Origin of the sequence: Streptomyces sp. NPDC058664, assembly GCF_042716635.1 — a bacterium.
Classification (GTDB): domain Bacteria; phylum Actinomycetota; class Actinomycetes; order Streptomycetales; family Streptomycetaceae; genus Streptomyces.
This window is the reverse complement of record NZ_JBHXRW010000021.1, coordinates 1-24,098: the sequence shown is the minus strand read 5'-3', so window position 1 is coordinate 24,098 and position 24,098 is coordinate 1. Positions and strand designations below refer to the sequence as shown.

Sequence of the window (24,098 nt, the reverse complement as noted above, 5' to 3'; positions counted from 1 at the left end):
CCCCCCCCCCCCCCCCCCCCCCGGCGGGCGGGGGGGGCCGGGTCTCCTCCCGGCGGCCGGGGGGGGGGTGGTTCACCCCTACCCCCCCCCCCCCCGGCCGGAACCCGCGTACGGGGGGGGGCCCCCGGTTACCCCCGGGGCCCCCGCCGCCCACGCGCTCCCGGCCCGGAACGGGCCGCCCGGGACGGCGTCAGGCCGAGTCGCGGCGGACCAGCGAGGTCGGGGTGATCACGGAGGCAGGGATCCCGGGCCCGGTCCCGTCGAGCCGCCGCATGAGCAGCTTCACCATGAGCCGGCCCATCCCCTCGATGTCCTGGTGCACGGTGGTCAGGGCGGGGGAGGTCCTGCCGACCACCGATGCCATGTCGTCGAAGCCGACGACCGCCACGTCCTCCGGCACCCGTAGGCCACGCTCCCGCAGGGTCAGCAGCGCACCCGACGCCATCAGGTCGTTGGCGACGAACACCCCGTCGACGTCCGGCCTCCGATCGAGGAGCTCGGCCATGGCGCGGGCGCCGCTCTCCTCGGTGAAGTCGCCCGTGCGCAGCAGCGCGGGATCGGCGTCGATGAGGACGTCCCGGTAGCCGTGCAGCCGGTCGATCGCCGAGGTCTGGTCGGCGGGTCCCGAGATGTGGGCGATGCTCCGGCACCCGCGGTCCACCAGGTGCCGCACCGCCTCGCGGGCGCCCCCGCGGTTGTCGCAGTCGACGAAGGGCACGGCCGGATCGATGCCGGGGGCGGGCCGCCCGCCGAGCACCACCGGGATCCGCGCGCCCTCGATCACGGCCGGCAGCGCGTCGTCGCTGTGCAGGGAGAACGCGAGCGCGCCGTCGACGTGGCCCCCGCCGAGATAGCGGGCGATCCGCTCGTGGTCCCCCGGCCCCTCCACCCACAGCAGCACCAGCTGGGCGTCGTGCGCCGTCAGCTCCCGGCTGATGCCGCGTACCTGCTGCTCGAAGAAGGGGTCGGAGAAGATCCGGAACTCGGGCTCCGCGATGATCACGGCCACCGCGCCGTTGCGCCGGGTGACCAGGGTGCGGGCGGCGTGGTTGGGCACGTACCCGAGCTCGTCGACGGCCCTGCGCACCTTCTCGACCAGCGGAGGGCGCACGCCCGCGCCCCCGTTGACGACCCGGGAGGCCGTGGCGCGGGACACGCCGGCGCGAGCGGCGACGGCTTCCAGCGTGGGGCGGGGCCCCGTGGTCTGCTCGGGCAAGGCGGGCGCTCCTCGGCTGCGTGGGACGGGCCGCGGCCTGTCGGGTCTTGTCGGTTCCGTGGGATCTGCGTGGATCAGGATATCCGCAGCCACCGACATTCTGAGAGCGCTCCCAAAGCTCGGGGAGGAGGTCCTCGCCACCCTTCTCCCGCGCGACGGGCCTCCACCTCCACCGCCTCGCCCGGCCTCGCGGACGGCGGTGTCGGTGGGGCGTGCGACGATCCGGAGCATGATCGCCTCGCTCGAAGCCCTGTTGCCCGCCCACGGCGGTACGCACACCTCGACCACGTACGCCGACTGGGTGGCCGCCCACGACCCCGGCGCGGCCGACACGGCGCGCGACCTGGTCGAGGACATGCGTGCCGAACTCGGCCGGACCTGGACCAAGCCCGGCGCGTTCGTCGACGCGATGGCGTGGCGGGCGCGGCAGCTCCCGCCGGCCCACCTGCCGTGGTTCTGGGACACCGTGGGCCATCGGCTGATCGGTTACGGGAGCCGGCCGGGCGGTCGGGCGTACGTGGCGGCGCGGACGGCCGAGGCCGAGCACGGGCTGCCGGTGGACCCCGCCTACCGCCGGGCCAACGGGCTGCTGTTCGCCAGGGGCGGGGCCATGCCGGCCAAGGAGTTCGGGGCTCACCAGAAGTTCCTCGCCGGGACCCTGGAGCCCGCCGAGGCGCACACGGCCCTGGGCGCGTTCCTGACCGCGTGGTCGGGTTCGAAGGCGGACCTGCCGGCGGATCTCGTGCGCAGGGTGAGGGCCTCCGCCAAGGCCGCGGGGCACGGGGAGGACGAGGTCGCCCGGGTCGTCGGCGCCATCGTGTCGGTGGCCCGGAAGAAGTCCGTGCCGGACGCGCTCCTGACCGCCGCCGAGCCGCTCCTGACGGCACATCCGCCGACGGACGAGGTCGCGGCCGGGCTCGTCGAGGTCTTCCCCGAGGGCGTCACCGACGGCGGGGCGTGGCTGCGGACGCTGATCGGCTGCGGTGCGACGGAGGCGATGGAAGCCGGACGGGTGGTACCGGAGGGCGGACTGCACCACTGGGTCGGGCACTTCGTCCACATGTACCAGTACGCGCGGCAGCCCCGCGGCGGTGTCGGACGGCAGCCGCTGCCGCCGGAGTTCCTCGACCTCGTGGGCCGGCTGGGGCCGCGCCTGCGGGCGGCCGGTCACGCCGTGACCGTGCACACCACCCGGCACCACTACAAGGGCTTCGACGCGGACGTCCTCGACGCCTGCCTGGCGGCCGGGGTCACGGTCGTCGACCCGGGCCCGGAGACCCGGATGCGCTTCTGGGGCGAGCGGTCCCGGCGGGACCTCACCGCGCTCGCCGCCGACCCGGTGTTCGGCCCCCGCCTCGAAGGAACCGTGCACGCCGGTCTCATGCCCGACGGGTACAGGGTCCCCGGGCGCAAGCCCGGCAGCGCGGTGACCCTGCTCCCGGGGAACGAGGGCATCGCCCACGAGGTGGCCGCGCGGGTCGGCAGACTCGTCGAAACCGTCGGGGGCGGCGGCATGGCCGGGGCCGAGGAGGCCGTCGCCGAACTGGAGACGCTGCTCGACCGGCCGACGGTGACGGCGCTCGGGGGAGTCGCCGACGCCCTCGCGGACGCCTCCGCCGGAGGCGCGCTGCGGCGCTCGCTGGCGGCCGGGCTGCCGGAGGAACTCGCCTGGCCGGCCCTGGAGTCGGTGTACGCGGAGTTCGCGGAGGACGCGGCAGGGAAGGCGGCGGCCGACGGGGTGGCCGACGGTCCGACGGCCGGGGCGGCGCTCCCCGGCGCGACAGGGGCGCCGGAAGGGGGCGCCGTCGCCGGGCTGCCCGGCGCCGCCGTACTGCCCGGTGTGGAGGGTGTGACCTGCACCTGGCCGGTGCTCACGGTGTTCGGGAAGGACCGGGCCGTCGCCGTCGACCCCGACGGGGTGCGCGGCTCCTGCCGGTTCACCGTGCCCGAGGACGCGACCATGTTCGCCGTCCATTACGTCGGCGGATCCTTCCTGGTGAGCTGGAGCCTCAAGCAGAACCCGTACTACTGCGACGTCGCCGCCTGGGCCGACCGCCCCGAGGAGCCGTTCACCCCGACCGAGCCGGGCGGCCTCGTGCCCTTCGGCGGCAGCCTGGACGGGGCCTACGGCTTCCAGTTCGAGACCGCCGACGGAGGCGGCCGGCACGGAGGCTTCCGCGTGACCCGCCCCGGCGACACGGAGGGGATCGACCGGGACGAGCTGCAACTCTCCGACGGCTCCCGCGTCTGGACCAACGCCGTCTACGGCCGCAAGCCGTGGGAGGTCGTGGACCCGGTCACCGGTGAGCGGCAGGGAGCGACGCCGCTGCCGGACTTCCCCGGCCGCGCCCCGAGCCCCGATCCGGCCGCGGAACCGTCCGAGACCGGCATGTCCCTCGCCCGCGAGGCCCTGCAGCTCGCGCCGCTGCCCGGGGGCCTGGCCGACTCCCCCCTGGGCAGCCGGGACGGGCTCGTCGGCACCCGGATCCTCTACCGCACCCGGTACCGCGACAACGCGCCCGACCACTTCCTCCTGGAGAGCATCGACGGGCGCACGGCACGCTTCGACATCGACCGGCCCGGCCAGGAGCCCTGGGGACTGTGGGCGCCGCCCGAGGGCGCCGTCGAGGACGTGGTCCTCGCCGAGGCGGAGACCCGCACGGGCGTCCGCGCGTACGCCGCCGACGGGACCCTGCTGTGGGAGCTGGCCGGCCACCAGTCGCCCCGGCACCACCGGGCGAGGCCGAACCGGCGGGCCACCGTGTCCCACGGGGTGGCCCTGCCCCCGGCGTTCTGGTACCTGCTGCGGACCCGGGACACGGCCGGCTCCCGGACGCTGCGGACGGTGGGACGCCCGACGGCCGACACGCTCCTGGCCGCCGCCCTCGACGGCGACCTGGAGGCCCTGCGCGCCGCCGTCGCGCGGGAGCTGCCGGAGATCACCGACCCGGTGCTCCGCGAGGCCGTCGTCGCGGTGGCCGGGCGCGCCGCCCGGGTGGAGGAGCGGCGGCGCGCCCTGCACCGGCGGGTCACCCTGCTGGCCGAGGCCCCGGCCGCCCCACCGCGCCGGACCGCACCGGACACCGAGCTGATGCCCGCCCTGTTCGGTCTCGTCGCCGAGGGCGGGCGCGACACCTGGCGCCGGACCCGTGACGTGGCCCTGCCGGCGACGCTGAGCGCCCTTGCCGCCGACGGCGCCTGCCTCACCGGGACGATCGTGGAGGAGGTGCGGCGGCTCGCGCCGCCCGCGCCGCCGCACGACTGGTCCCAGCTGCTCGGCGCGATCGACGCCGTGGCCTGGCGGGCCGCGGTGGAACCGACCCCGGACGCGGACAGGGCCGCGCTGCTCGCGCTCCTGGACACCTGGGCCGACCAGCCGTTCGCCCGCCGGGGCAGCCGCTGGTGGGTGGGCCGTACCACCGACACCGCGACCCTGGACGGGCTGCGGGAGGGCGGGACGGCCGTGGTCTCCGCCGCCGTGTGGGACGGCGGGGCGACGTGCTGGTTCGTCGCGCCCGCCGCCCGGGAACGGGGCGCCGACCCCGTCCCGGCGGCCGTCCCGGAGGCCCGGCTCGTACGCGTGGAGCGGGACGACGCCACCCGCCTGCGGGCCCTGCTCGCGGCGGTCGACACCCACGGGCCCCTGTCCGTACCGGAGACGGCGGCCGCGCGCTTCGCCGAACTGACGGGCGTACGACGAGCGGTGGCCAGGCTCGTCGTCGCCGGTCTCGTCGGCCGGTCCGGCCGGGACGAGGACCGGGCCCTCGCCCGCAAGGCTCCGTACAGGGCGACCCCGACGACGGTCGAGTTCTACGAGGAGGTGCGCGGGCGCCTCGGCGCCGCCGGGCGCAGGGCCGTCCTGGCCGGGGCCGTGCCCGACGACCCGGCCGAGCTGTGGCGGCCCGGCGGACTGGAGGCGGCCGTCGAGCGGATGGCCGCCGTGTGGCGGGAGCTGGTCGGCGTGCTGCCGGCCGTGCACGACGAGGCGGCCGACGCCCTGGAGGCCGATCTGGGCCTCTCCGAGGTGTGGGCGCGCCGCCTCGCGGGCGGCTACGAGGCGGCCGCGGACGCGACGGTGCCGGCGGCCGGCTGGGTCCTCGCGGCACGCACGTACGGTTCGGCGGTGGATGTGAAGGCCCTGCCCCCGGCGGGGACCGACGTGCGGTACGGCACCCCCGTGGGCCTCCCGCTCGAGCGGATCGCGAGCGCACTGGTGTGGGCGTGGACCGACCGGCCCGTCGGCGATCCCGCGATGGCCGGGGCGAACGCCCTGTACGAGCGGCTGCGAGCCGAACTGGCCCGTCCCGAACTGCTCGTGGAGCTGTTCGACGGGCGGATCCGGGACAGCTCGGTACCGATCGCCGAGCGGTTCGGTCCCGCGCGGATCCCCGTCTCGATGGAGCGCCGGAAGGAGGAGGACGAGCAGCCGCCGGTCATCGCGTACGACTCCGGCCCCCTGGTGGTGTGCGACCCCGGCGGCGCCGCCTTCCTGCGGCCCGCTCCGGTCGCCGACCCCGAGGTGTGGCAGCGGGTACGCGAGAACACCGACCTCATCGAGCAGCTCGACAGGTTCGCGCCGCTCCTCCCCGGAGGCGGCCTCGACCGTATGATGCGCCGGGCCGGGTCGGGAGCGGTACCGGACGGCGCGTACGAGGCGGATCCGCGCCGGTCCTGCCCGGAACTGGTCACGCGCGCCGCGGAGGAGCTGGGCGTGGGCCCGGACGCGGCCGCGCTGTACCTCCAGCTGGCGACCCTCGCCGCGCCCACCGACCGGAACGTGCGCCGCTGGAACGGCTGGACGACCAAGCGCCACGCGGAGGTCCGGGCGGAACTCCTCACCACCGGCGCGGTGAGCGAGGCCAAGCGGGCGCGGGCAGGCCGGACCCTGTTCCTGCCCGGCGAGTGGACCGAGCTGAAGGCACCGCACCTGCCCCTGGAGACCGTGAAGCTGGCGAGCCACCTGGTGCGCCCGCTGTGGCGCGGCCAGATCGGGGGACCGTTCGTCCGGGTGCTGCCGACGGCGCCGCTCCACGAGATGTTCGCCGAGGCGTGGGAGCGCGGCCGGTGACACCGGGTCCGAGGGGGCGGGGGCTCGGTGGCCCCCGCCCCTACCTCCGGGTCGGTGCCCGGAGCGCCGTGCGGGCCGCCTGGTACGCCACGGCGGGGTCGGGGTCCGGCTCGGCGGCCGGCTGCCAGATGCCGTAGCGCTCGACGTACGGATGCCAGCGGAGGTCGGGGCCGTAGCGCAGCTGGACGCGGGCGGGCGGGTCGGTGAGACGGTTGTGGTGGCGCTCCACCGGGGCGGTGGGGGAAGGGCGCAGCGGCTGGACGGCGTGCTCGGCGGCGGCCAGGACATCGGGGTCGGCCGGCTGCGGCGCGAGACAGGTGGCGACGGCCGGCCGGCCGCCGAACCGGTGCGCCGTGGCGAGCAGCCTCAGCTGCCCCGTCGGCATGCCGAGCCGCGCGGCGGCGGGCTCCAGATGGGCGTCCCCGCTCCGCGCGACGAAGCGGACGATGTCGGCGGTGACGTCGTCGACGTCCACGGCGTCCGCGGGGAGGGCGCCGGTGCCGTCGGAGCCGTCGAGGAGGGCGGCCGCGCGGTGAGCGGCGTCGGCGACGAGCGCGCGCAGCGTGTCGAGCGCGGGAAGCGGTGGGGGCGGATCGGCGAGGCCGTCCAGTACGGGGCCGAGGCCGGGGGTGTCGCCCTCGGGGAGCGGCCCGGCCGCCGACGGGGTCACTCCGGGCCTCCCAGAGCGACGAGGTCGGCGAGCTCACGGTCGCTCAGCCGGGCGAGCCCGGTCTCCCCGGCGCCGAGGACGGTGTCCTGCAAGGCCCGCTTGTGCGTGAGGAGTTGGTCGATCCGGTCCTCGATCGTGCCGCGGGTGACGAGGCGGTGGACGGTGACGGTCCGCCGCTGCCCGATCCGGTGCGCACGGTCGGAGGCCTGGTCCTCGACCGCCGCGTTCCAGCTGCGGTCGAAGTGGACGACATGACTGGCGCTGGTCAGGGTGAGGCCGGTGCCGCCCGCTCTGACGGAGAGCACGAACAGCGGGGAGAGGCCCGCCTGGAAGGCGTCGACGAGTTCCTGCCGCTGCCGGGCGTCCAGACCGCCGTGGAGGAACAGCGGACGGTGACCGAGGTGCGTGAGGTGCTCGGTGAGCAGCCGGCCCATGGCGACGTAGCTGGTGAAGACGAGCGCCGCCTCGCCGCGCCCGGTGATCGTCCCGACGAGTTCGGAGAGGGCCTCCAGCTTGGCCGAGCGGGCGGTGAACTCCGCCGTACGGGAGGGGCCGGGGTGGTCCTCGCCCCAGTAGTGGGCGGGGTGGTTGGTGATCTGCTTCAACGCGGTGATCAGCTTGAACACCAGCCCTGACCGGGCGAGCGCGGGGGAGTCCGCGAGCTGCTCCATCGTCTCGCGGACGACGGCCTCGTAGAGGGCGACCTGTTCGGCGGTGAGCTCGACGATCCGCCGGGTCTCGACCTTCGCGGGCAGTTCGGGGGCGACCTGGGGATCGGTCTTCCGGCGGCGCAGCAGGAACGGCGCGATCAGCCGGGCGAGGGCGCGCGCGGCGGGACCGTCCGGGTCGCGTTCGGCGGCGGCCGCGTACCGGGACCGGAAGGCCTTCAGGGGCCCGAAGAGGCCCGGGTTGACCCAGTCGAGCAGGGTCCACAGCTCGGACAGGTTGTTCTCCACCGGGGTCCCGCTCAGGGCGAGACGCGTGGTCGACGTGAGCGCGTGCAGACGGCGGGCGGTGGAGGAGGCGTGGTTCTTGGCGTGCTGCGCCTCGTCCGCGATCACCAGGTCCCAGCCGCGGGAGGCGAGTCCGGTGTCGCGGCGCAGCACGCCGTACGTGGTGAGGACGACGGTCCGGTCCCCGGCGGCGTCGAGGCTCCGCCCGGTGCCGTGGTAGACGGTCACGTCGAGGTCCGGGGCGAACCGGCGGTACTCCCGCTCCCAGTTGGTCACGAGCGACGACGGGCACACCACGAGGACCGGGCCGCGGTGCCCGTTCTCGTACCGGTGCAGGGTGTACGCGATCGCGGTCAGGGTCTTGCCGAGCCCCATGTCGTCGGCGAGGACCGCGCCGAACCCGGTGCCGCCGGTGTGCGAGAGCCAGGCCAGCGCCCGTTCCTGGTAGGCGCGCAGTACGGCGCGGAGCCCGGCGGGCGCGGGCACGGGGGCCGCGTGCTCCCCCCGGCGCAGGACGTCGACGACGCCGGCGAGGTCCCCGCCCGCCCGGCACGGCACCGCGCGTCCTTCGACGTCCACGGTGCCGGTGAGGGCGGCGGTGAGCGCGTCGATGCCGGTGAGCCGGCCGAGCTCCCGGCGGCGCACGCGCGCGACCGTGAGGGGATCGAGCAGCACCCACCGGCCCCGCACCCGGACGAGGGGGCGGGCCGCCTCGGCGAGCTCGTCCATCTCGGCTTCGCTCAGTACGTCCCCGCCGAGCGCGAGTTGCCAGCGGAAGTCGAGCAGCGCTTGGAGGCTGAACCGGGGCGCGCCCCCGGCGGCGCGGGCGCCGGGCGTGCCGTCGGCCCGGACGGCGCCGTCCGGGCCGGCGCCGTCCGTCCCGGCGCCGGTCTCCGCACCGACGACGGTGTGGGCGGAAAGCCGGTCGCGCAGTCCGGGTGGCCAGCGGAGCAGCAGACCCTCGGCGGCCAGATCGGCCTCGGCCGCCAGGAGCCGGGCGATCCCTTCCGCGTCCGCGACCAGCGGTCCGGGGGAGGCGAGCAGCCCGGCCAGGACCGCGCAGTGGCGGACCGAGCGCTCGAGCCGTCGCCGCACCCGCTCCCGCAGGCGGTACGGCTCGGTGTCCCCCGGAACCTCCTGGACCGTCCCGACGAGGGACGCGGCGACCTCGTGGTCCGGCCGGACGGGGTCGACGGCCACGAGGAGACGGCCGGTCAGCCGCCCCGCGACGGCCTCCTCCTCGGACGGTTCGGCGAACTCGACGACGAGTCCGGGCCGCGGGCCGGTGTCGAGCCGGTCCTCGACCGTGTCCAGCCACGGCCGGACCCGTTCGGCCTCCTCCGGGACGAGCGGACCACCGGCCGGAGCGAGGAACGGGCCCGTGCCGAAGAGGGCCGCGGCCGGGGGGCGGAGCATCGTGTCCACCAGGGAGTCGAGGAACGCCGGAACGGTGTCCCACGCGGTCGGCGACGTCCCCGCGGGCCCGGCCACGACGTGGACGTCCGGGGCCGTACGGAGGACCAGTTCCGCCACGGCCCGTGCGGTGGCGGCGGGCAGCGGTCCCATCCGCCACCGGTCCGTCCCGTCCACGGAGAGCGCCGGACGGACGAACCCCGCGGCGACGGCCCCGAGCCCGAGCCGGGCCGCCTCCTCCCACGCCGACGCCGTCGGATGCCACCCGGCGTCCCGGTCCCGTCGCAGCAGCACGGGGAGGGCGTCGGCCGGCGGGACCCGCCACCCCGTCACCGGCACGGGCGCGGACGCCCGGGGCGCGTACAGCGACCGGCGCACGACCGACAGCGGCGCCGGCAGCGCGGCGTCCGGCATCGGGGCCCCGTCGGCCCGATGGAGCAGCAGCCCGGCCGGCTCCCCGTCGCCCGCGTCCGGGAGGAAGGCGACGGCGCAGCCGGCCGCGAGGGCCTCCCGTACGACGTCGGCGACCGGCACGCGTGCCACGGGGACAGGGGCCGTCGGGGCGGCGGGAGGAGACGGGACGGCGGGAGCGGGGCCCCCCGGGGCGGCGGGAGGAGGCGGTACGGCGGGCGCGGGCCGGGGGCGGGGCACGGCGACGGTCCGCGACGGGGACACGGCGGTGGGGCCGTCGGACGGGTCCGCCGCCTTCGCCGGGGGAGTGCGCTCGGCGTCCGCGGCGACCAGTTCCTCCATGAGCGCCGACGCGGCGGCGCTCCGGGCGTCCCCCCTCGTCTTCGCCCGGCGGCTGACCCGCACCTCCGCCCCCGTCCGCACGAGCGTGCACGCGTAGGTGCAGACGACGCTCCTGGGGGCGGTCGTGAACGTCGACTCCGGCCTGGAGATGATCTCCAACTGGGTGTACTTGTTCAGGTACTTCACCGGATCCTGACCCGCCGGCACCGGTTGGATCCGGGCCGCGGGACGTGACCCGCCGTCGTCCGGGGCCCGTTCCTCCTCGGGTACGGGCAGTCCCGTGAGGTGGGCCAGGAGGGCGACCGCGCCGAGGTGCACGGCCTGTCGGCGGTCGCGGGCGGTGCGCTCGGCGCCGTCGACCGCCGGACCGTCCGGGCCCGCCCAGCTCCAGCGGCAGGAGAAGCCTCCGTCGGACGGGACGACCACGTGCCGGAGTTCCGCCCCCCGCGCGTCCGCGTGCCAGCGCAACAGGGTGGCGGCGGAGGCCTGCATCCGCGCGGTGAGCCGCAGCGCGCGGAGGCGCGGCTCCCGCCACCCCGGTCCTCGCGCGCCGAACAGCAGGACCTGGAGGTCCCGGTGCCGCAGCCGGGCCGATCCCGCCCTGCGGACGACCTCGGCCGCGAGGTCCTCGCCGGGTTCCCCTGCCAGGACCCGGGCGTGCAGCAGCGACTCGAAGGCCTCCGTGCCCATGCCCGGCACGGCGAGCCGTCCGCTCCCGGCCTCCCCCTCCGGCCCCTCGACGCCGGCGAGCCGGCGCAGCATCGCGCGGGCGGCGGCCCCGCGGGCCGGCGACGCCGTCGGGGCGCTCCGCGCCGGGCCTGTCACCTGGGCGTCGGCCGGACCGATCCGTACCGCCGCCGTGTGCAGCACGTGCCCGTCCGCCAGGTGCTCCGTCGACTCCTCGTACGCCAACGGCGGCCAGAACTCGATCTGCGCGTGCGCCGTGAGCACCTGCTGCGCGACCTCCGGCACGTCCTCGAGCGCCTCGACCGCCAGACGGCGGGCGGTCAGCCACCCCGGATGGTCGTCCGTCACCAGGAGCAGCATCCGCAGATCCGGGCGGGTCAGCCGTCCCGCCCGCGCCAGGCCCTCGGCCTCGGACGCGAGGGCGGCGTCGAACCGGCCCGCCACGACGGCCTTCTTGGCCCGCTCGTGCCACGGGGGCCGCACAGCGGTTCCCAGGGAGCCGCCGGACCGCGAGGCACCGTCGGCCGGTTGGGGACGACCACCCAAGAGGAGAACCTCCGTACGCGGAACGTGAGGGAGCGTGTGCGCTCAGTATACGGAGCCGGGTGGTCCTTGATCCGCCGACGGACGCCGCACGGGCCCCGGTTGCCCGGCGGGTGGACGGCGTCCGCACCGCCCGGAACGGCGGACTCGGCCGCCCGGAACGACGAACCGCCCCGCACGCCGGAGGGCGTACGGGGCGGTCGCGTCGGGAACCTGCCCGGGGTGTCAGGCGGGGCGCCGCCACTCGCGGAGCAGCAGATATCCCAGGTACGCGCCTCCGACGGCCATCGTGTACAGGCCGACCGGCAGGTCGTCGAAGAGCGGCGACTGCTGCGCGGTGAGGTCGGCCAGGACCAGGAGCAGTGCCCCGAGCAGAGTGGACATGACCAGGTGCGGCCCGCCGCTGCGGGTGACGCGCTTGGCGATCTGCGGCGCCGTCAGGGAGACGAACGCGATCGGCCCGGCCACGCTGACCGCGCCCGCCGAGAGGGCGATCGACAGCACGACCGCGAGGGTCGCGGTCCGGCCGGGGCGGGCGCCCAGGCCGGTGGAGAGGTCGTCCCCCATCTCGCTGACGCTCAGAGGCCGCGCCAGGAGGGCCGCGAACGGCAGGGAGACGAGCAGCACCGTCCAGATGGTCGACGCGTCGTCCCAGGAACGGGCGCTCAGGCTGCCGTTGACGTACGCGGTGAGGGCGCTGGCCTTGTCGCGCTCGACGGCGTAGACGACGTACTGGGTCAGCGCCGTCGCCATGGCGGCCACGCCGATGCCGGCCACCACGAGCCGTCCCGGGCTGCGGAATCCGGTGCCGGTGGCGAAGAACACGACCGCCATCGCGACGACCGCGCCGAGCAGGGCCCCGACGGCCACGGGCAGCACGTCGGGCAGGAAGAGGGCCGCGGCGGCGGCTCCCGCCCCGGCACCGGCGCCGAGCCCGATCACGTCGGGGCTGCCCAGCGGATTGCGCGTGACGGACTGGAACAGCGCTCCGGACAGGCCGAAGGCCGCGCCGGTGCCGATGGCCACCACGAGCCTCGGGCCGCGCAGCCTGTTGAGGACGAAGGCGTTCTTGCCGGTGGCGTCACCGGCGAGGGCCGACGGCAGGTCGGGCAGGCCGATGCCGAGCCTGCCCATCGACAGGGTGGCCACGACCGCCCCGCAGAGCAGCAGCAGCGTCACCACCGCGGCGATCACGGTGGCGCGGCGCACGGGGACGGCGACCCAGGGGCCGATCCGCAGCACTCCGCGGCCTGCGGGCCGTACCCGTCTCGCCGTCACGGTGCTGTCCGTCATGGTGTCGCCTGTCATGGTGTTGCCCGTCACGGTGCTGTCCGGGGTTGCGGTCAGGTCGGCGGTCTTCATGCCGCTCCCCTCATACGGCGAACGGCGAAGAGCAGGGCGGGGGCGCCGACGAAGGCGGTGACCACGCCGACCATGAGCTCCTGCGGGCGCAGCAGGATCCGGCCGATGACGTCGGCGAAGAGCAGCAGCGTGGGCCCCGCGAGGCAGGTGAACAGGATCTGGGCCCGGAAGTCGGCGCCCACGAGGACCCGCACCACGTGCGGGACGGCGAGGCCGACGAAGGCGATGGGCCCGACGGCCGCCGTCGCGGCGGCGGCGAGGAGGGTCGCGGCGAGGAGCCCCGCCCCCTTGATCCGGGTCGGACTGATGCCGAGGGAGGCCGCCTTGTCGTCGCCCATCGCCATGGCGTTGAGCCCCGGCGCGAGCAGCAGGGCGAGGAGCAGGCCGGCCGCGGCGAACGGCAGGACCGCCCAGAAGGCGTCGAAGCCGCGCCCGCCGAGCGCGCCCACCACCCAGTAGCGGTAGGTGTCGAAGACCCGCGGGTCGGACAGCGCGACCGCCTGGATGAACGCGGCGAGGACGGCGGAGAGCACCGCGCCCGCGAGGACCAGGCGCACCGGTCCGCCACCGCCGCCGGCGGTGCCGACGACATGGACGACGACACCGGTCGCGAGGGCGCCGGCGAGGGCCCACCAGATGGTCTCCCGCTGTCCCGCGGCGCCCAGGAACGCGGTGGCGGCGACGATGCTCGCGGACGCGCCCGCGTTGATGCCGAGAAGTCCGGGCTCGGCGAGCGGATTGCGCGTGATGCCCTGCATCAGGGTGCCGGCGACACCGAGGCAGAGACCCGCGAGCACGCCGAGGGCGGTACGCGGGTAGCGGCTCTCGACGACGGTCCGGGTGTAGCCGTCGCCGTCACCGGTGATCACCCGCAGGACGTCGCCGGCGGACGTCGGCCTGCTGCCGAACATCACGCTGGCGAGGAGCGCCAGGGCGAGCAGGACCAGACACAGGACGGCGGCCATGACATGCCGGGCAGGGCCCCGCCGTACGACGGCGGGGCCCTGGCCGATCCGGGAGAGAGTGGTCACGCTGGATCCGCTGTTACTTCCCGGCCTTGGCGACGGCCTTGTCGATCATCGGGAGGTAGCGCTCGATGCTGTACGGCACCGTCAGCGGGTTGATCATCGACGAGGCGGTGACGAACGGCTGGTCGTGGCTGTAGACGAGCGCGTTCTTCTTCACGGCCGGGATCGCCGCGTACAGGGGCTGCGCCTCGATCTCCTTGCGGGACTTGTCGTCCATGTAGAAGGTGAAGGCGATGTCACTCTTGGACAGCTTGTTGGCGTTCTCCAGGCCGATGAGGGCGGAGTCGGTGCCGTCGGTCTCCTTGAAGGTGTTCACGACCGGGTCGACCTTGAGACCCAGCTTGGAGACCATCGCGACGCGCTGCTCCTCGGGCTTGAAGACGCCGAGGGTGCCGGGGCCGGTGTTGTAGATGTACGAGAACGTGACGTTCTTGTAGTTCGGGCGGGTCGCGGCGGCGTCGGCGAGCTGCTTGTCGATCTTCGCCGTGAGCTCCTTGGCCTTCTCCGGCTGACCGAGCGCCTTGGAGACGATCTCGATCTGCTGGTCCCAGTCGGTGCTCCACGCCTTGTCGGGGTAGGCGACGGTCGGCGCGATGTCCTTGAGGATGTCGTACTGCTTCTGCGTGATGCCGGACCACGGGGCGAGGATGACGTCGGGCTCGAGCTCGGTGATGGCCTCGATGTCGAGCTCCTCGCCACCGTTGAACTGCTTCGGCAGCGTGGCGCCGGACTTCTTCACCGCTTCGTGGATCCAGGGCAGGTAGCCGGTCTTGTCGCTGCCCCAGGGGTAGCTCTCGATGCCGACCGGGACGTTGCCGAGGGCTATGGCGGTCTCGGCGGAGCCCTGACCGAGGGTCACCACGCGCTTCGGCTTGTCCTTGATGACGGCCTCGCCGAGGGCGCTCTTGATGGTGACGGGGAAGGCGCCCGCCGGGGCCTCGCTCGCCGACCCTGCCGCGTCGTCTTTCTTCTCGTCCGAGCCGCACCCGGTCACCATCAGGCCGAGCGAGACCGCGGCGGCGCCCGCCGCGAGGACGCGACGGTGCAGGGGGGTGAACACAGAAGGCATGGTGGATCCTTGTCTCCGGGCAGGGGTGTACGGAGCCTCCGGCGGACCTCCCCCTGGTGGGGGCAGCAGCCGTCGCGGCTCTTGTTAGGTGAGCCTAACCTATTCCTGTCCGGGGGTGAGCGCCAGGGGGGTCCGGTGTGACCGGAGGGGCGGGCGGCCGGAGCCGCCCGCCCAGGTCAGGACGGCGGTCCGGTCCCTGGCCGGCAGGTCCACGGGGGTCACGGCGCTCACGGCGTGCGCGCCCCGCACGGCGGCCGGGCCGTCCAGGACCGTCACGCCGTCCGTGCTCCGCGCACTCTCCACGGCGGGCCGCCCCCGAGCGTCCCCATCCCCGCTCCTCCTCCCCCTCCTCCGCTCATGAGCCGCAGGCGCTGTTCTCGTGCGCGTACGCGGCCGTCGTCCGCGCGTCGTCGGCTCCGGCCGGCCCCGTGCACGCCTTGGCGCCGCCGGAGTTCAGGAAGACCGCGCAGACCCCGCCCCGCGCGAGGGCCCGCCGCGACCGGTGGACCGGCGCGGCCTGGACGCGGTCGGAGGCGAGGGCGAGGTCGGGATCGCCGGACGTCCTGATGCCGGCGGTCACCCCGCCGGCAAGGAATCCCCGGGCGGCGGTCACGGTCACGGAGCCACTCCATTCATGGGCGGGCCGAGTCCTTCGGGTGGGCCGAGGGCGATGTCCATGCTCTGCACCGCGCCACCGGCGGTGCCCTTCGTCAGGTCGTCGTCGCGCTCACGCGGATGAGGCGGCGGGCGGCCGGATCGAGGGTCACCCGCACGTGCACCGTGCGGGATCCGGGCACCGAGGCGGTGGACGGCCACTGACCTCGGGGTGGCAGCCGGACGAACGGTTCGTCCGCGCAGGCGGGCGGAGTGCGCGGGCCGGAGGGCCGGGGTGACGGCGGTCGGGCAGCACCCCGGCACGGCGATCCGGGTGGTTCCCCCGGGGCGGAACCACCGCACAGTCGCGCGCCCTGGAGACGGGCTGACGCAACTGCTCGTCAGAAGCGGCGAGTTGTGGTCCAGGGCTCAGGCGGGTGAGCCCCAGGCCGCCGTCAGACCGTCGAGCCACGCGGGCGGCAGCTCGGAGGCGTCCCACTCCTCGTGCAGCGCCGACGGCGTCGCGGCGAGTCGCTCCAGTACGGCGACGCTGGTGGGGGAGTGGACGAGGGAGTAACGGCCGTGGATCGCGATCGGGCTGCCCGGCCCGTACTCCGCGTACAACCGCTCCAGGTGGGCGCGGTGGGCCGAGGCGAACTCCGCCAGCCGCCCCGGGTACCCGGCCCGCTGCCGGGGGCTCATCGTGCGCAGGACGGCGCCGAGCACCTGCTCGGTCACCTCCGGATCGAGGTCCGAGACGTCGGCGAACGACAGGTAGAGCGGCGTGACCGCCACCTTGGCCCGCTCCATCTCCGCCCGCCCGACGGGGGAACGCTCGTCGGGCGAGGAGGCCGACGGGCCGGCGGTGACGGCACGGACCAGGGCCCGCTCGGCGAGCGCCCCGAGACCGTCGATGACGGCCCGGGCGCCGTCGGACCAGCCGGACGCGTAGAGCGCCCCCTTCTCCTCCGGGCCACTCCGCGCGGTGTCGGCGAGCTCCGTGTGCGCGAGGGCGAGGGCACCGGCCTCCACGAGCCCGATCAGCTCCTCGGCGTCACCGGTGTAGACCCCCGCGCGGGCGAGAAGCTGGAGGAGCGTGCTCTTGGCGTTGAGCACACTGGCCGCGTCGAGCTGCTGCCGTCCCTCGTCGGCGGTGTTCATGGGGAGTCCTCCTCGTCGTACGGACACACGGTGCGGACGCGCGGTGCGGGCGCGGAACGCTCCCCTCGGAGCCTACGCAACGCCCGTTCCCCGAGGGCCCGCCTCCCCCCTCGTGTTCCCGAACGAGGACGGGCGCCGCCCGTACGAGCCGCCGGACACGCCCTGGTGACAGCCGCAGCCGTTCCTGCCGGTCGGTAACGGGCGTTGTGGCCGGCGACGGGACCGCCGGCACGTGATCGACGGGATCCCGCATCGGACGCGGACCGGTGTTCAGGGGTGTGACCCACCCGAGCGGTGCGGTCCCTGGAAGACCGTTCATGAACGCCACCACGCGGCATTCAGCACGCACCACCAACACCGGGGGCCACACGGGCCCCTTCCTCCCGTTCATCCCCCTCGGGGATACTCCCACCATGCCTGCCGCACTCCGCCACCCCGCGGCCACCCTGGTCTGCGTGGCCGTCACTCTCTCCGCCACCGCCTGTGGTCCGTTCCTGGGCGACCTGACCAGGCCTGAGATTCTCGGCAGGGCGATCGAGGCGACGGAGTCGGCGAAGTCCGTGACCATTCACACCGACATGCTCTCCATGGCGGTGCCGATCAAGAGCCACGTCTCCTTCGACGGCCGGGGGGACTGTACCGCCACGATGTCCTACGGCTCGGAGGGCGTGGCCGAACTGGTCAAGATCGCCGGCAAGGACGTGTACCTGCGCCGCGACGAGTCGCTCCTGCGCACGCAGGAGCGGCACCGGAGCCCGCAGGACCTGGAGGCCCTGGTCGACAAGCTCAGGGGCCGCTGGACGAAGCCGCCCGTCGACGGCCCCGACGCCCCGGACGAACTGGGGATCTGCAGGGGGAAAAGAGATTTCACCGAACTGGAGAAAGGATGGGACGACGACTCCGCGAAGGGCGCCCCGACCACCGTCGACGGGCGGAAGGCGCTGAAGCTGGTGAGGCCGGGCACCGAAAGCGAGACGACGGTCTACATCGCCGCGGAGGGCCCCCCGTACATCCTGAAGATCGTCACGAAGGGCGGCGAGGTGTCGGGGACGACCACCTACTCGCACTACGGCAGGCCGGTCGAGGCGAAGGCCCCGCCGGCCGAGGACGTCGTCGTCACCGACTGACCATCAGAGGGTGTGCCGGACCCGCACATCGGGCTCGACGCAGACCGCGTGGCCGCGCGAGGTCGCGAGGGACGCCGTCCGGCGTGGCCGGGGCACGCCGGCACCGCTCGCAGCCCGGACAGCCCCGCTGCGGACAAGCCCTACGGCAACGGCCCCGTCCGTGACCACCTGCGGCGCCGCGGCATCCGGCACACGATCCCGGACAAGTCCCAGGTCGTGTCCCATGGGTCGTATGACGCTCCCGCCGGGAACTCGTTCCGTGGGACATGGGGCGGGGAGATCTTGCGGATGAAGAGTGGGCTCGGCTGGGCCGCACTTGCCACCGAATCGCGGGCGAGGTGGACGCCGGCAACGCCACCGTCGTGTGATCAACGGGATTCTGTTCCGGCAGCGGACCGGCCTCCCCTGGCGGGACCTTCCTCCTGCTTCGGTAGCTGGAAGACGGTTCACGACCGTCATCGAAGGTGGTCGGCGGACGGCACGTGGGAGAGAATGCCGCAACCGGCGTCACCTGCGCAGACGCCAGATCAAGCACACGATCCCCGAGCCGAGAGACCAGCGGGTTAACCGCCGGCGCCACGTCAGGTCCAGGCCGAAGCTGCCGAGGCGGACCAGCAGCTCAGCCAGGGTCACGTAGTGCTTTCCGTGCCAGGCAGGAAACGTGATTCCCTTCATCCCCGCCTCTGCTTCGGCTGTGTCGCGTGACAGGCGCCCCCCTTCGTGCAGCGAAACAGTAGGCCACGGCCCTGATCGGCTCACACGACCCATCGGACAGGCCCTAGAGGGGCGGTGACGGCGGAGGGCTGCCCGGAAGGGCCGGATTCTCCGGGTAACGTACGTCGCCGCTGCCGAGGAGGACGCGGGCCCGGACTTGCATCGGCTCGTCGCCGCGCCGGGAGAGCAGGACCAGCGCGTCGACCCGGGCTGTCATGGGGCCGAGGAGAGCCTCCGCCTTGCGGGCGAGGGGGTGCGGGTCCGGGGCACGACCGAGGGACAGGTGCGGGGTGAAGCCGTGCGAGTGCGATCCGCAGAGCGGGAAGCGGAGCTCCAGGGACTCCCGCAGCCGCGCCCAGGGCTCGTGGTCGGCGGCGGCCGGGTCGAGCCAGACGGTGGCGTCCTCGCGGTGCCCGAACCAATGGACGCCCGCCAGGCTGGCGGTGAACCGCGGCGTCTCGGCGAGCGCCGCGGCGACCAGCGGCAGGGCCCGGGCGAACTCGGCCTCGGGGACGAAACCGAAGAGCACGTTGACGTGTGGCGGCCAGCGGCGGATCTGCCGGTCGTGTTCGCGGCGAATGTGTTGGATCGGCGGCCACAACTTCGCCGGCGGCAGCCAGGCGACGGCGGTGCGGTTCGTCGACGGGACGGCGAGGACGTCGCCGGGTACCGGGGCCGGCACGGGACCGACCTGCCCGACGAGGGTCTCGTCGAGCCGGTCGATGCCGGAGGCGCGGTCCCAGACGACCTGGCCGTCCGCCTCGAAGAACACCACCCGGTGCCAGGGGATCTCCCCGCCCGGTACGAAGTCGCCGAGCAGGATCCGCTTCGGCGGGGCCCCGCGCTCGGCGATTCCCATCACGAACCGCTCGGGGTCGAAGCGCGGGTCCCAGAGCACCCGGTGGTAGATCTCGTCGCTGGTGTGCACGTCAGTACCTGCCCTCGTCTATCAGGGTGACGCGTGCCCGGTCGGCTCTGCAATTCAGAGCCCGGCCCGCCCAGCTGGCTGCGGTTACGGCAGGAGAGCGAAAGACAGTGGCGGTTCGCCCCGGCCTCCCCCTCGAACCCCGGGAGACGAGTAACCCGCGAGTAGGACTGTCGGTGCCCGTCGTTTGCCGACGTGATTCCCGACACGGGTTGCCGACACCGCCCCGAACTGCGGAAACTCTCTGGCCGGTGGGCGAGGAAAACGCGGGCGCGCTCGTCAAGTTCGGCGGCGCACCGCACGCCGCGGGGCCGGGAGGGGCGCAGGCCGGAACGCAGCGAGCGGACGGCCTTGAGAGTACGGACAGTACAGACGGACTTCCCCCCGGTCACGGTGCAGATCGCCTGGCCCCGGTCCCCCCGCTTACTGGATGCTGTCCTCCTTGGCCTGCTGCTCGGCCTGCGCGACCAGGCCGAGGGCGATGATCCGCGCGTACGTCGCCCCCGGCCGGCTGACGCTGGTGGCGTACTGAAGGGCAGCGTTGCGGCGGTCGCCGAGGGTCTCGAAGACCTTCGCGGCCCGGGAGTGGACGCCAGAGGCCGGCGGACCCCACACCAGGGCCCAGAACGGCACGTCGGTCCCAGCCCCCGCCCCAGCGGCGAGCGCGGCGTTGGCTCGGTCGACGTCGGCGCGGGTCGGTTTCGGCCGGGGCCCTCTACAACCCGCGCCTGCGCCATCCGATCTCGACGACACCCCGCAACTGCTTCCTCCTCGGGTGTGCCCGCCGCCGAGAGCGAACACGACGTGTGAGGTTCCCCCGGGCCGAGCGGGCGCCGTGTCGGTACGGGGCCGCCACCGCACAACCCGATGTGCGACAACCCGATGCGCGCGGGTGCTCGGGATCGTTGTCCATCTGCCGGGAACACCGGCGCGTCGGTGTCTTCCGCAGGGAAGACGGGCCGCGCGCCGTCCACTTCGTGTTCCCTGTCCCTCGCCCGTCGAGCGGGCCCTTATGGAAGGCGGAGAATGACCACACGCAGAAGCTTCCTCGGCCGTACCACCGCGGCCGGCGTCATGGCGGGCCTCGCGGCCTCACCTGCGGCAGCCGAGGACGGAAGCGGGGCACCCGCCGGCGACCCGGCCGTTCGGCGCGGTCGGGCCCGTGACGCGATCGTGGCGGTCAACAGCGGTATGCGGTCGCACTACGCCGCGCTCAAGTCGGATCTGATTGCGCAGCTCAGCCCCGTCCTCGTGGTCCAGAACGACGCCAGGGGCGGACGGTTCACCCTCGTCCACGACGGCACGCAGGAGTCGCTGCATCCCGTCGGGGAGGTGTTCGAGCTGGCGAAGTCCGTCAGCCATGTGCCGCTCGGCGTCTTCTCGATCATCGCGCCCCACCTGAGCCACAGGGTTCCGAACATCCCCGGCGCGGACCGCATCGATCCGCACGACCTCGCGATGATCGCGTTCAAGGACACCGCGACCACCGACTGGATCACACCGCTCCGGCAGTACGCCGACACGCTGGCCGCCGCCCGGCAGCAGCTCGACCAGGCCGGCATCCCACCGGAGGTGGTGGTCTCGTGCGCGCGGGTGCTCGACGGCGCACTCTCGTTCATCGAGGTCTCCACCGCGGCCCGATCCTTCGACATCAGGTCGTTCCAGGGCTTCTCCTCCAGCGTGTACGCGGACATCCGCACCAACATGAGGTACGCGGCCGAGGCCCAGATCACGGGTGTGCAGGGCGTCCTGCGAAAGTGGCGGGCCCGGATCGGTGAGGAGGCGTGGCAGGACCTGTACACGGTCGTGCTGTCCCAGTGGGCCACGTCCGAACTGAACCAGAACTCCATCATCATCCGGCCATGCATGAACCCGGCGAAGGTGGCCACCCATCTGATCGACCTGCCGGCCGCCGAGCCGCTCTCGGACCCGGTTCTCGTGGCCCTGGACAACCTCGCCCGGATCGTGCAGGACAACATCGCGGCCGAGCTGGTCTTTCCTTCGGACCAGGAGGCCGCCGATGCGCTCAAGGGCCCGCAGGATCTGCTCGCCGACGAGATCCTGGACCAACTCGGTGCGGCGACGCCGGGCGCGGCGTACTCCGCGCCCGGCGGGGCCAAGAGGGGCGCCTGCCCCGTCGTCACCCGAAGGGGCTCGGCTTCTCAGCAGGGCGGTACGACGCACGACCTCTGAGGCCGGCTACGCTCCCGGGGCCGCCCCGCCGACCGCAGCGCGCGGGTCAGCCGGTCGAGGACGCTCGTACTCGACGACGCCATCCCCGTAGGGTGCCGACGAGCACGAGCACGAGCACGAGCACGGTCGTCGTACCGATCCGGGGGTCCTCCCGCTCGTCCCCCGGTGACCTTTCCGATCACCGCGTCACGTACCGGCGGTGAGATCTCGGAGCCCCCGAAGAGGTCTGGGAACGACAACACCATCATGCACACGCCCACGCTGGCGGAGAGGAATGACCTGATGGCCGGTGGGGGAGTGTCCGTGGAGATGGGTTCTCTGGCTGTCAGCGGTGTAGCCCCAACGACCTGGTAGTTCACACTGACCGGCCGTGACGCACTGGCGCTGACACGAGTGACGAATAGCCAAGTCATCCTCACGCCGACCATCAGCGGCACCACGCCTTACCCCCGCCCACTCCGGCAGCCGCGTCGGCGGCGTCGGCGGCACAACCCCGCCATGGATCTGGGCGTCGGCCTGGGTGGCGTCGGCGGCCTTGTGCAGGTCGGCCGAGTCCCGGCCACAGCTCTCGACGTCCTCGGCGATCAGGTGCAGGGACGCGTCGACGGCCTCGCTCCAACGCGTGTGCCCGGGGCCGGTGACCGGACCGAACCATGGCCCGGCGACCGCGTGCACGGCCGCCGCGATCTTGGAGGTGAGGAACTGCTGGGAAGAGGGCTGCTGACTCAGCCTCTGCGGGGCCGGCCGTTGCGTTCCAAGATGGCTTACCGCCAGAAGTCCGCCCCGTCACGACCACTCGGATCCATCGTCAGCAGGTCCTCGTGAAGGCCCGAGAGGCGGCGGCCGGTGAGGGACCCATCCTCGCCGGACTCCACGACCACCCAGCCGGCGTCGACGCCGGACACGTTCACATCGGCACCGCGATCAAGCTCGTCGACCGTGGCGAAGACCGCTTCGTAGGCAACTACCCGAGCCAGGAGTGCGAGGTCATCCCTGTCCGCACCCGCATCCAGCAAGCGCCGGGCAGCTGGTACTTGTTCCAAGACTCCCGGGCCTGCCCATCCGTCGATCGCACCACGCCAGAGGGAGCGGAGCAGCACGAAGCGAGCCAATTGCGGCTGGTTCTCATCGATCTCCGACCTCACCCAATCCGGCGCATCAGTCGCGCCGAGAGCCTCGAACTGCGTTCGGAGCGACTCCGCCGTGGCCCGCTTCGACGGAGCGAGCCCGGACAACCACGACTGCCACTTCGCCTCAGCATCATCCATCGCACCAGGATGCCCACCATCCGTACAACACGATCGAGATCAACAGCTCTTAGAGGGCATCCGATCTGGGTAGTTGATGTTTTGGGATGTTCTTGTGACTGCACGGCTCGTTGGTCGTTGGTCGTTGGCCGGAGTATGAGTGCCCGGCGTGCGTATCGCAGTGACGTCTCCGATGCCCGCTGGGCATTGATCGAGCCGGTGTTCGTCGCCTGGCGGGCCGCCCGGTCAGGACCCGGGGCGGCGGCGCGGGTGCATGATCTGAGAGAGATCGTGAACGCGATCCTCTACGTCAACCGCACCGGGATCCCGTGGGAGTACCTGCCGCACGACTTCCCGCCGTTCAAGACCGTCTACGACTACTACGCCAAGTGGGAGGCGGACGGAACCACCGAGCAGGCCCATGATCTGCTGCGGGACAGGACCCGCCGGGCGAACGCCCGAACGGTGGAGCCGTCCGCGGCCGTGGTGGACGCGCAGAGCGTGAAGACCTCGGGAAACGCCGCCGAAGCCAGTCAGGGCATCGACGCCGGCAAGAAGATCAAAGGACGCAAGCGCCACCTGATCACCGACACCCTCGGTCTCGTCCTGGCCGTCCTGGTCACCGCCGCCTCCGTCCACGACTCCGCCGGAGGCAAGCAGGCCTTGACCGAGCCTGCGGCGGCCCGTCCGAGCGTGACCAAGGTCTGGGCCGACGGTGGCTACCAGACCGGCGTCATCCAGCACGGCGCCCACCTTGGCCTCGATGTGGAGGTGGTGCAGCGACCGAAAGAGAAGGGCTTCCGGCCGTTGCCCAAGCGGTGGGTGATCGAGCGGACCTTCGGCCGGCTGATGCAGCACCGCCGTCTCGCGCGTGACTACGAAGCCCTGCCGCAGAGGTCTCGAACGATGATCCACTGGGCAATGGCCGACAGAATGAGCCGCGAACTCACCGGAGAATCAGCACCAACCTGGCGAATCGAAACAGACATGCCACCCACACCGGCATGAACGTTGATCAGATGCCCTCTTAGTGGGCGTTTACGTAGCACTTTTCTCGTATGCGAGGTTTGTTCATGCCCCAGTTTGATCGCCTCTGCCCGATAGGAGGTGTGTATCCCCACCCGGATCACGAACCCGCCTGCCCGTCTCGTTCGCTTCCGTGTCTCGAAGTCCGTCTGGTTTGAAGACGCCCCAGAATCGCCGGACAGTCAGCGGAACTACACCCTTCGAACGCGGTCATGTACACGCTGTGCCGTGAGCGAGCGCAAGCCCTACCCCAGCGACCTGTCCGACGCCCGATGGGCCCTGATCGAGCCGACGCTGACGGCCTGGCGAAATGCCCGGCTCGAACGCCGGCCCACAGGACAACCAGCCA

18 protein-coding genes and 2 pseudogenes are annotated in these 24,098 nt (G+C 73.6%); 7 read left to right on the top strand and 13 right to left on the bottom strand.

The annotated features are described in order from the left end of the window. Positions 1 to 190 precede the first annotated feature (190 nt). Positions 191 to 1,216: a LacI family DNA-binding transcriptional regulator gene (locus ACFWUY_RS18675; protein WP_384108927.1), complete on the bottom strand. Its 1,026-nt coding sequence runs from the start codon at positions 1,214 to 1,216 to the stop codon at positions 191 to 193. Between the two features lie 229 nt (positions 1,217 to 1,445). Between ACFWUY_RS18675 and ACFWUY_RS18670 the strand changes: the two genes are divergently transcribed. Beyond that, a complete protein-coding gene (locus ACFWUY_RS18670; protein ID WP_384108924.1) occupies positions 1,446 to 6,284 on the top strand; it encodes a hypothetical protein in 4,839 nt (1,612 codons plus the stop codon). Positions 6,285 to 6,324: 40 nt separating this feature from the next. Here the strand turns inward: ACFWUY_RS18670 and ACFWUY_RS18665 are convergent, their stop codons facing one another. The 9 genes and pseudogenes from ACFWUY_RS18665 to ACFWUY_RS18625 form a co-directional block, all read right to left on the bottom strand. Beyond that, entirely contained in the window at positions 6,325 to 6,954 is a 630-nt protein-coding gene (locus tag ACFWUY_RS18665; RefSeq protein ID WP_384108921.1) for a hypothetical protein, read from the bottom strand. Beyond that, positions 6,951 to 11,243: an SNF2-related protein gene (locus tag ACFWUY_RS18660; RefSeq protein ID WP_384108917.1), complete on the bottom strand. Its 4,293-nt coding sequence runs from the start codon at positions 11,241 to 11,243 to the stop codon at positions 6,951 to 6,953. The genes ACFWUY_RS18665 and ACFWUY_RS18660 overlap by 4 nt, the downstream gene beginning before the upstream one ends. 285 nt (positions 11,244 to 11,528) lie before the next feature. Beyond that, on the bottom strand, positions 11,529 to 12,596 hold the full coding sequence (locus ACFWUY_RS18655) for a FecCD family ABC transporter permease (RefSeq protein WP_384109217.1): 1,068 nt from the start codon (positions 12,594 to 12,596) through the stop codon (positions 11,529 to 11,531). 65 nt (positions 12,597 to 12,661) lie between these two features. Continuing rightward, complete coding sequence (locus ACFWUY_RS18650) at positions 12,662 to 13,696, bottom strand: FecCD family ABC transporter permease (protein ID WP_384108914.1); 1,035 nt, start codon at positions 13,694 to 13,696, stop codon at positions 12,662 to 12,664. A 13-nt stretch (positions 13,697 to 13,709) separates the two neighbouring features. Further along, complete coding sequence (locus tag ACFWUY_RS18645) at positions 13,710 to 14,762, bottom strand: iron-siderophore ABC transporter substrate-binding protein (protein WP_384108911.1); 1,053 nt, start codon at positions 14,760 to 14,762, stop codon at positions 13,710 to 13,712. Positions 14,763 to 14,861: 99 nt separating this feature from the next. After that, positions 14,862 to 15,038: a hypothetical protein gene (locus tag ACFWUY_RS18640; RefSeq protein WP_384108908.1), complete on the bottom strand. Its 177-nt coding sequence runs from the start codon at positions 15,036 to 15,038 to the stop codon at positions 14,862 to 14,864. A 79-nt stretch (positions 15,039 to 15,117) separates the two neighbouring features. Next, positions 15,118 to 15,381, bottom strand: coding sequence for a bifunctional ornithine acetyltransferase/N-acetylglutamate synthase (locus ACFWUY_RS18635; protein ID WP_384108905.1), 264 nt, complete (start codon positions 15,379 to 15,381; stop codon positions 15,118 to 15,120). Further along, positions 15,378 to 15,622, bottom strand: a pseudogene (locus tag ACFWUY_RS18630) (N-acetyl-gamma-glutamyl-phosphate reductase); the annotation flags it as partial. The gene ACFWUY_RS18635 and the pseudogene ACFWUY_RS18630, both read right to left, overlap by 4 nt. Positions 15,623 to 15,785: 163 nt before the next feature. Then, entirely contained in the window at positions 15,786 to 16,517 is a 732-nt protein-coding gene (locus ACFWUY_RS18625; RefSeq protein WP_384108902.1) for a hypothetical protein, read from the bottom strand. Positions 16,518 to 16,701: 184 nt separating this feature from the next. Between ACFWUY_RS18625 and ACFWUY_RS18620 the strand changes: the two genes are divergently transcribed. From ACFWUY_RS18620 to ACFWUY_RS18610, 3 genes and pseudogenes are all read left to right on the top strand, one after another. After that, a complete protein-coding gene (locus tag ACFWUY_RS18620; protein ID WP_384109214.1) occupies positions 16,702 to 17,034 on the top strand; it encodes a hypothetical protein in 333 nt (110 codons plus the stop codon). Next, a complete protein-coding gene (locus ACFWUY_RS18615) occupies positions 16,931 to 17,644 on the top strand; it encodes a hypothetical protein (protein WP_384108897.1) in 714 nt (237 codons plus the stop codon). Before ACFWUY_RS18620 ends, ACFWUY_RS18615 begins: the two co-directional genes overlap by 104 nt. 266 nt (positions 17,645 to 17,910) lie before the next feature. Continuing rightward, a pseudogene (locus ACFWUY_RS18610) lies at positions 17,911 to 18,139 on the top strand (transposase); the annotation flags it as partial. A gap of 283 nt (positions 18,140 to 18,422) precedes the next feature. Here the strand turns inward: ACFWUY_RS18610 and ACFWUY_RS18605 are convergent. Both ACFWUY_RS18605 and ACFWUY_RS18600 read right to left on the bottom strand, forming a co-directional pair. Continuing rightward, positions 18,423 to 19,286, bottom strand: a complete 864-nt coding sequence (locus ACFWUY_RS18605) for an RNA repair domain-containing protein (protein ID WP_384108894.1) — start codon at positions 19,284 to 19,286, stop codon at positions 18,423 to 18,425. Between the two features lie 420 nt (positions 19,287 to 19,706). Beyond that, a complete protein-coding gene (locus ACFWUY_RS18600; RefSeq protein ID WP_384108891.1) occupies positions 19,707 to 19,916 on the bottom strand; it encodes a hypothetical protein in 210 nt (69 codons plus the stop codon). A gap of 393 nt (positions 19,917 to 20,309) precedes the next feature. Between ACFWUY_RS18600 and ACFWUY_RS18595 the strand changes: the two genes are divergently transcribed. Continuing rightward, a complete protein-coding gene (locus tag ACFWUY_RS18595) occupies positions 20,310 to 21,476 on the top strand; it encodes a twin-arginine translocation signal domain-containing protein (RefSeq protein WP_384108887.1) in 1,167 nt (388 codons plus the stop codon). Positions 21,477 to 22,240: 764 nt separating this feature from the next. Here the strand turns inward: ACFWUY_RS18595 and ACFWUY_RS18590 are convergent. Continuing rightward, positions 22,241 to 22,744, bottom strand: coding sequence for a hypothetical protein (locus ACFWUY_RS18590; protein ID WP_384108884.1), 504 nt, complete (start codon positions 22,742 to 22,744; stop codon positions 22,241 to 22,243). A gap of 135 nt (positions 22,745 to 22,879) precedes the next feature. Here ACFWUY_RS18590 and ACFWUY_RS18585 point away from each other — a divergent pair, with 135 nt between their 5' ends. Together ACFWUY_RS18585 and ACFWUY_RS18580 are read left to right on the top strand one after the other, a co-directional pair. Next, positions 22,880 to 23,731 (top strand): IS5 family transposase, encoded by an 852-nt coding sequence (locus ACFWUY_RS18585; protein WP_384109209.1) that lies wholly within the window; start codon positions 22,880 to 22,882, stop codon positions 23,729 to 23,731. A gap of 246 nt (positions 23,732 to 23,977) precedes the next feature. Next, the coding region (locus ACFWUY_RS18580; protein ID WP_384109205.1) for a transposase at positions 23,978 to 24,098 on the top strand (121 nt) is incomplete at its 3' end.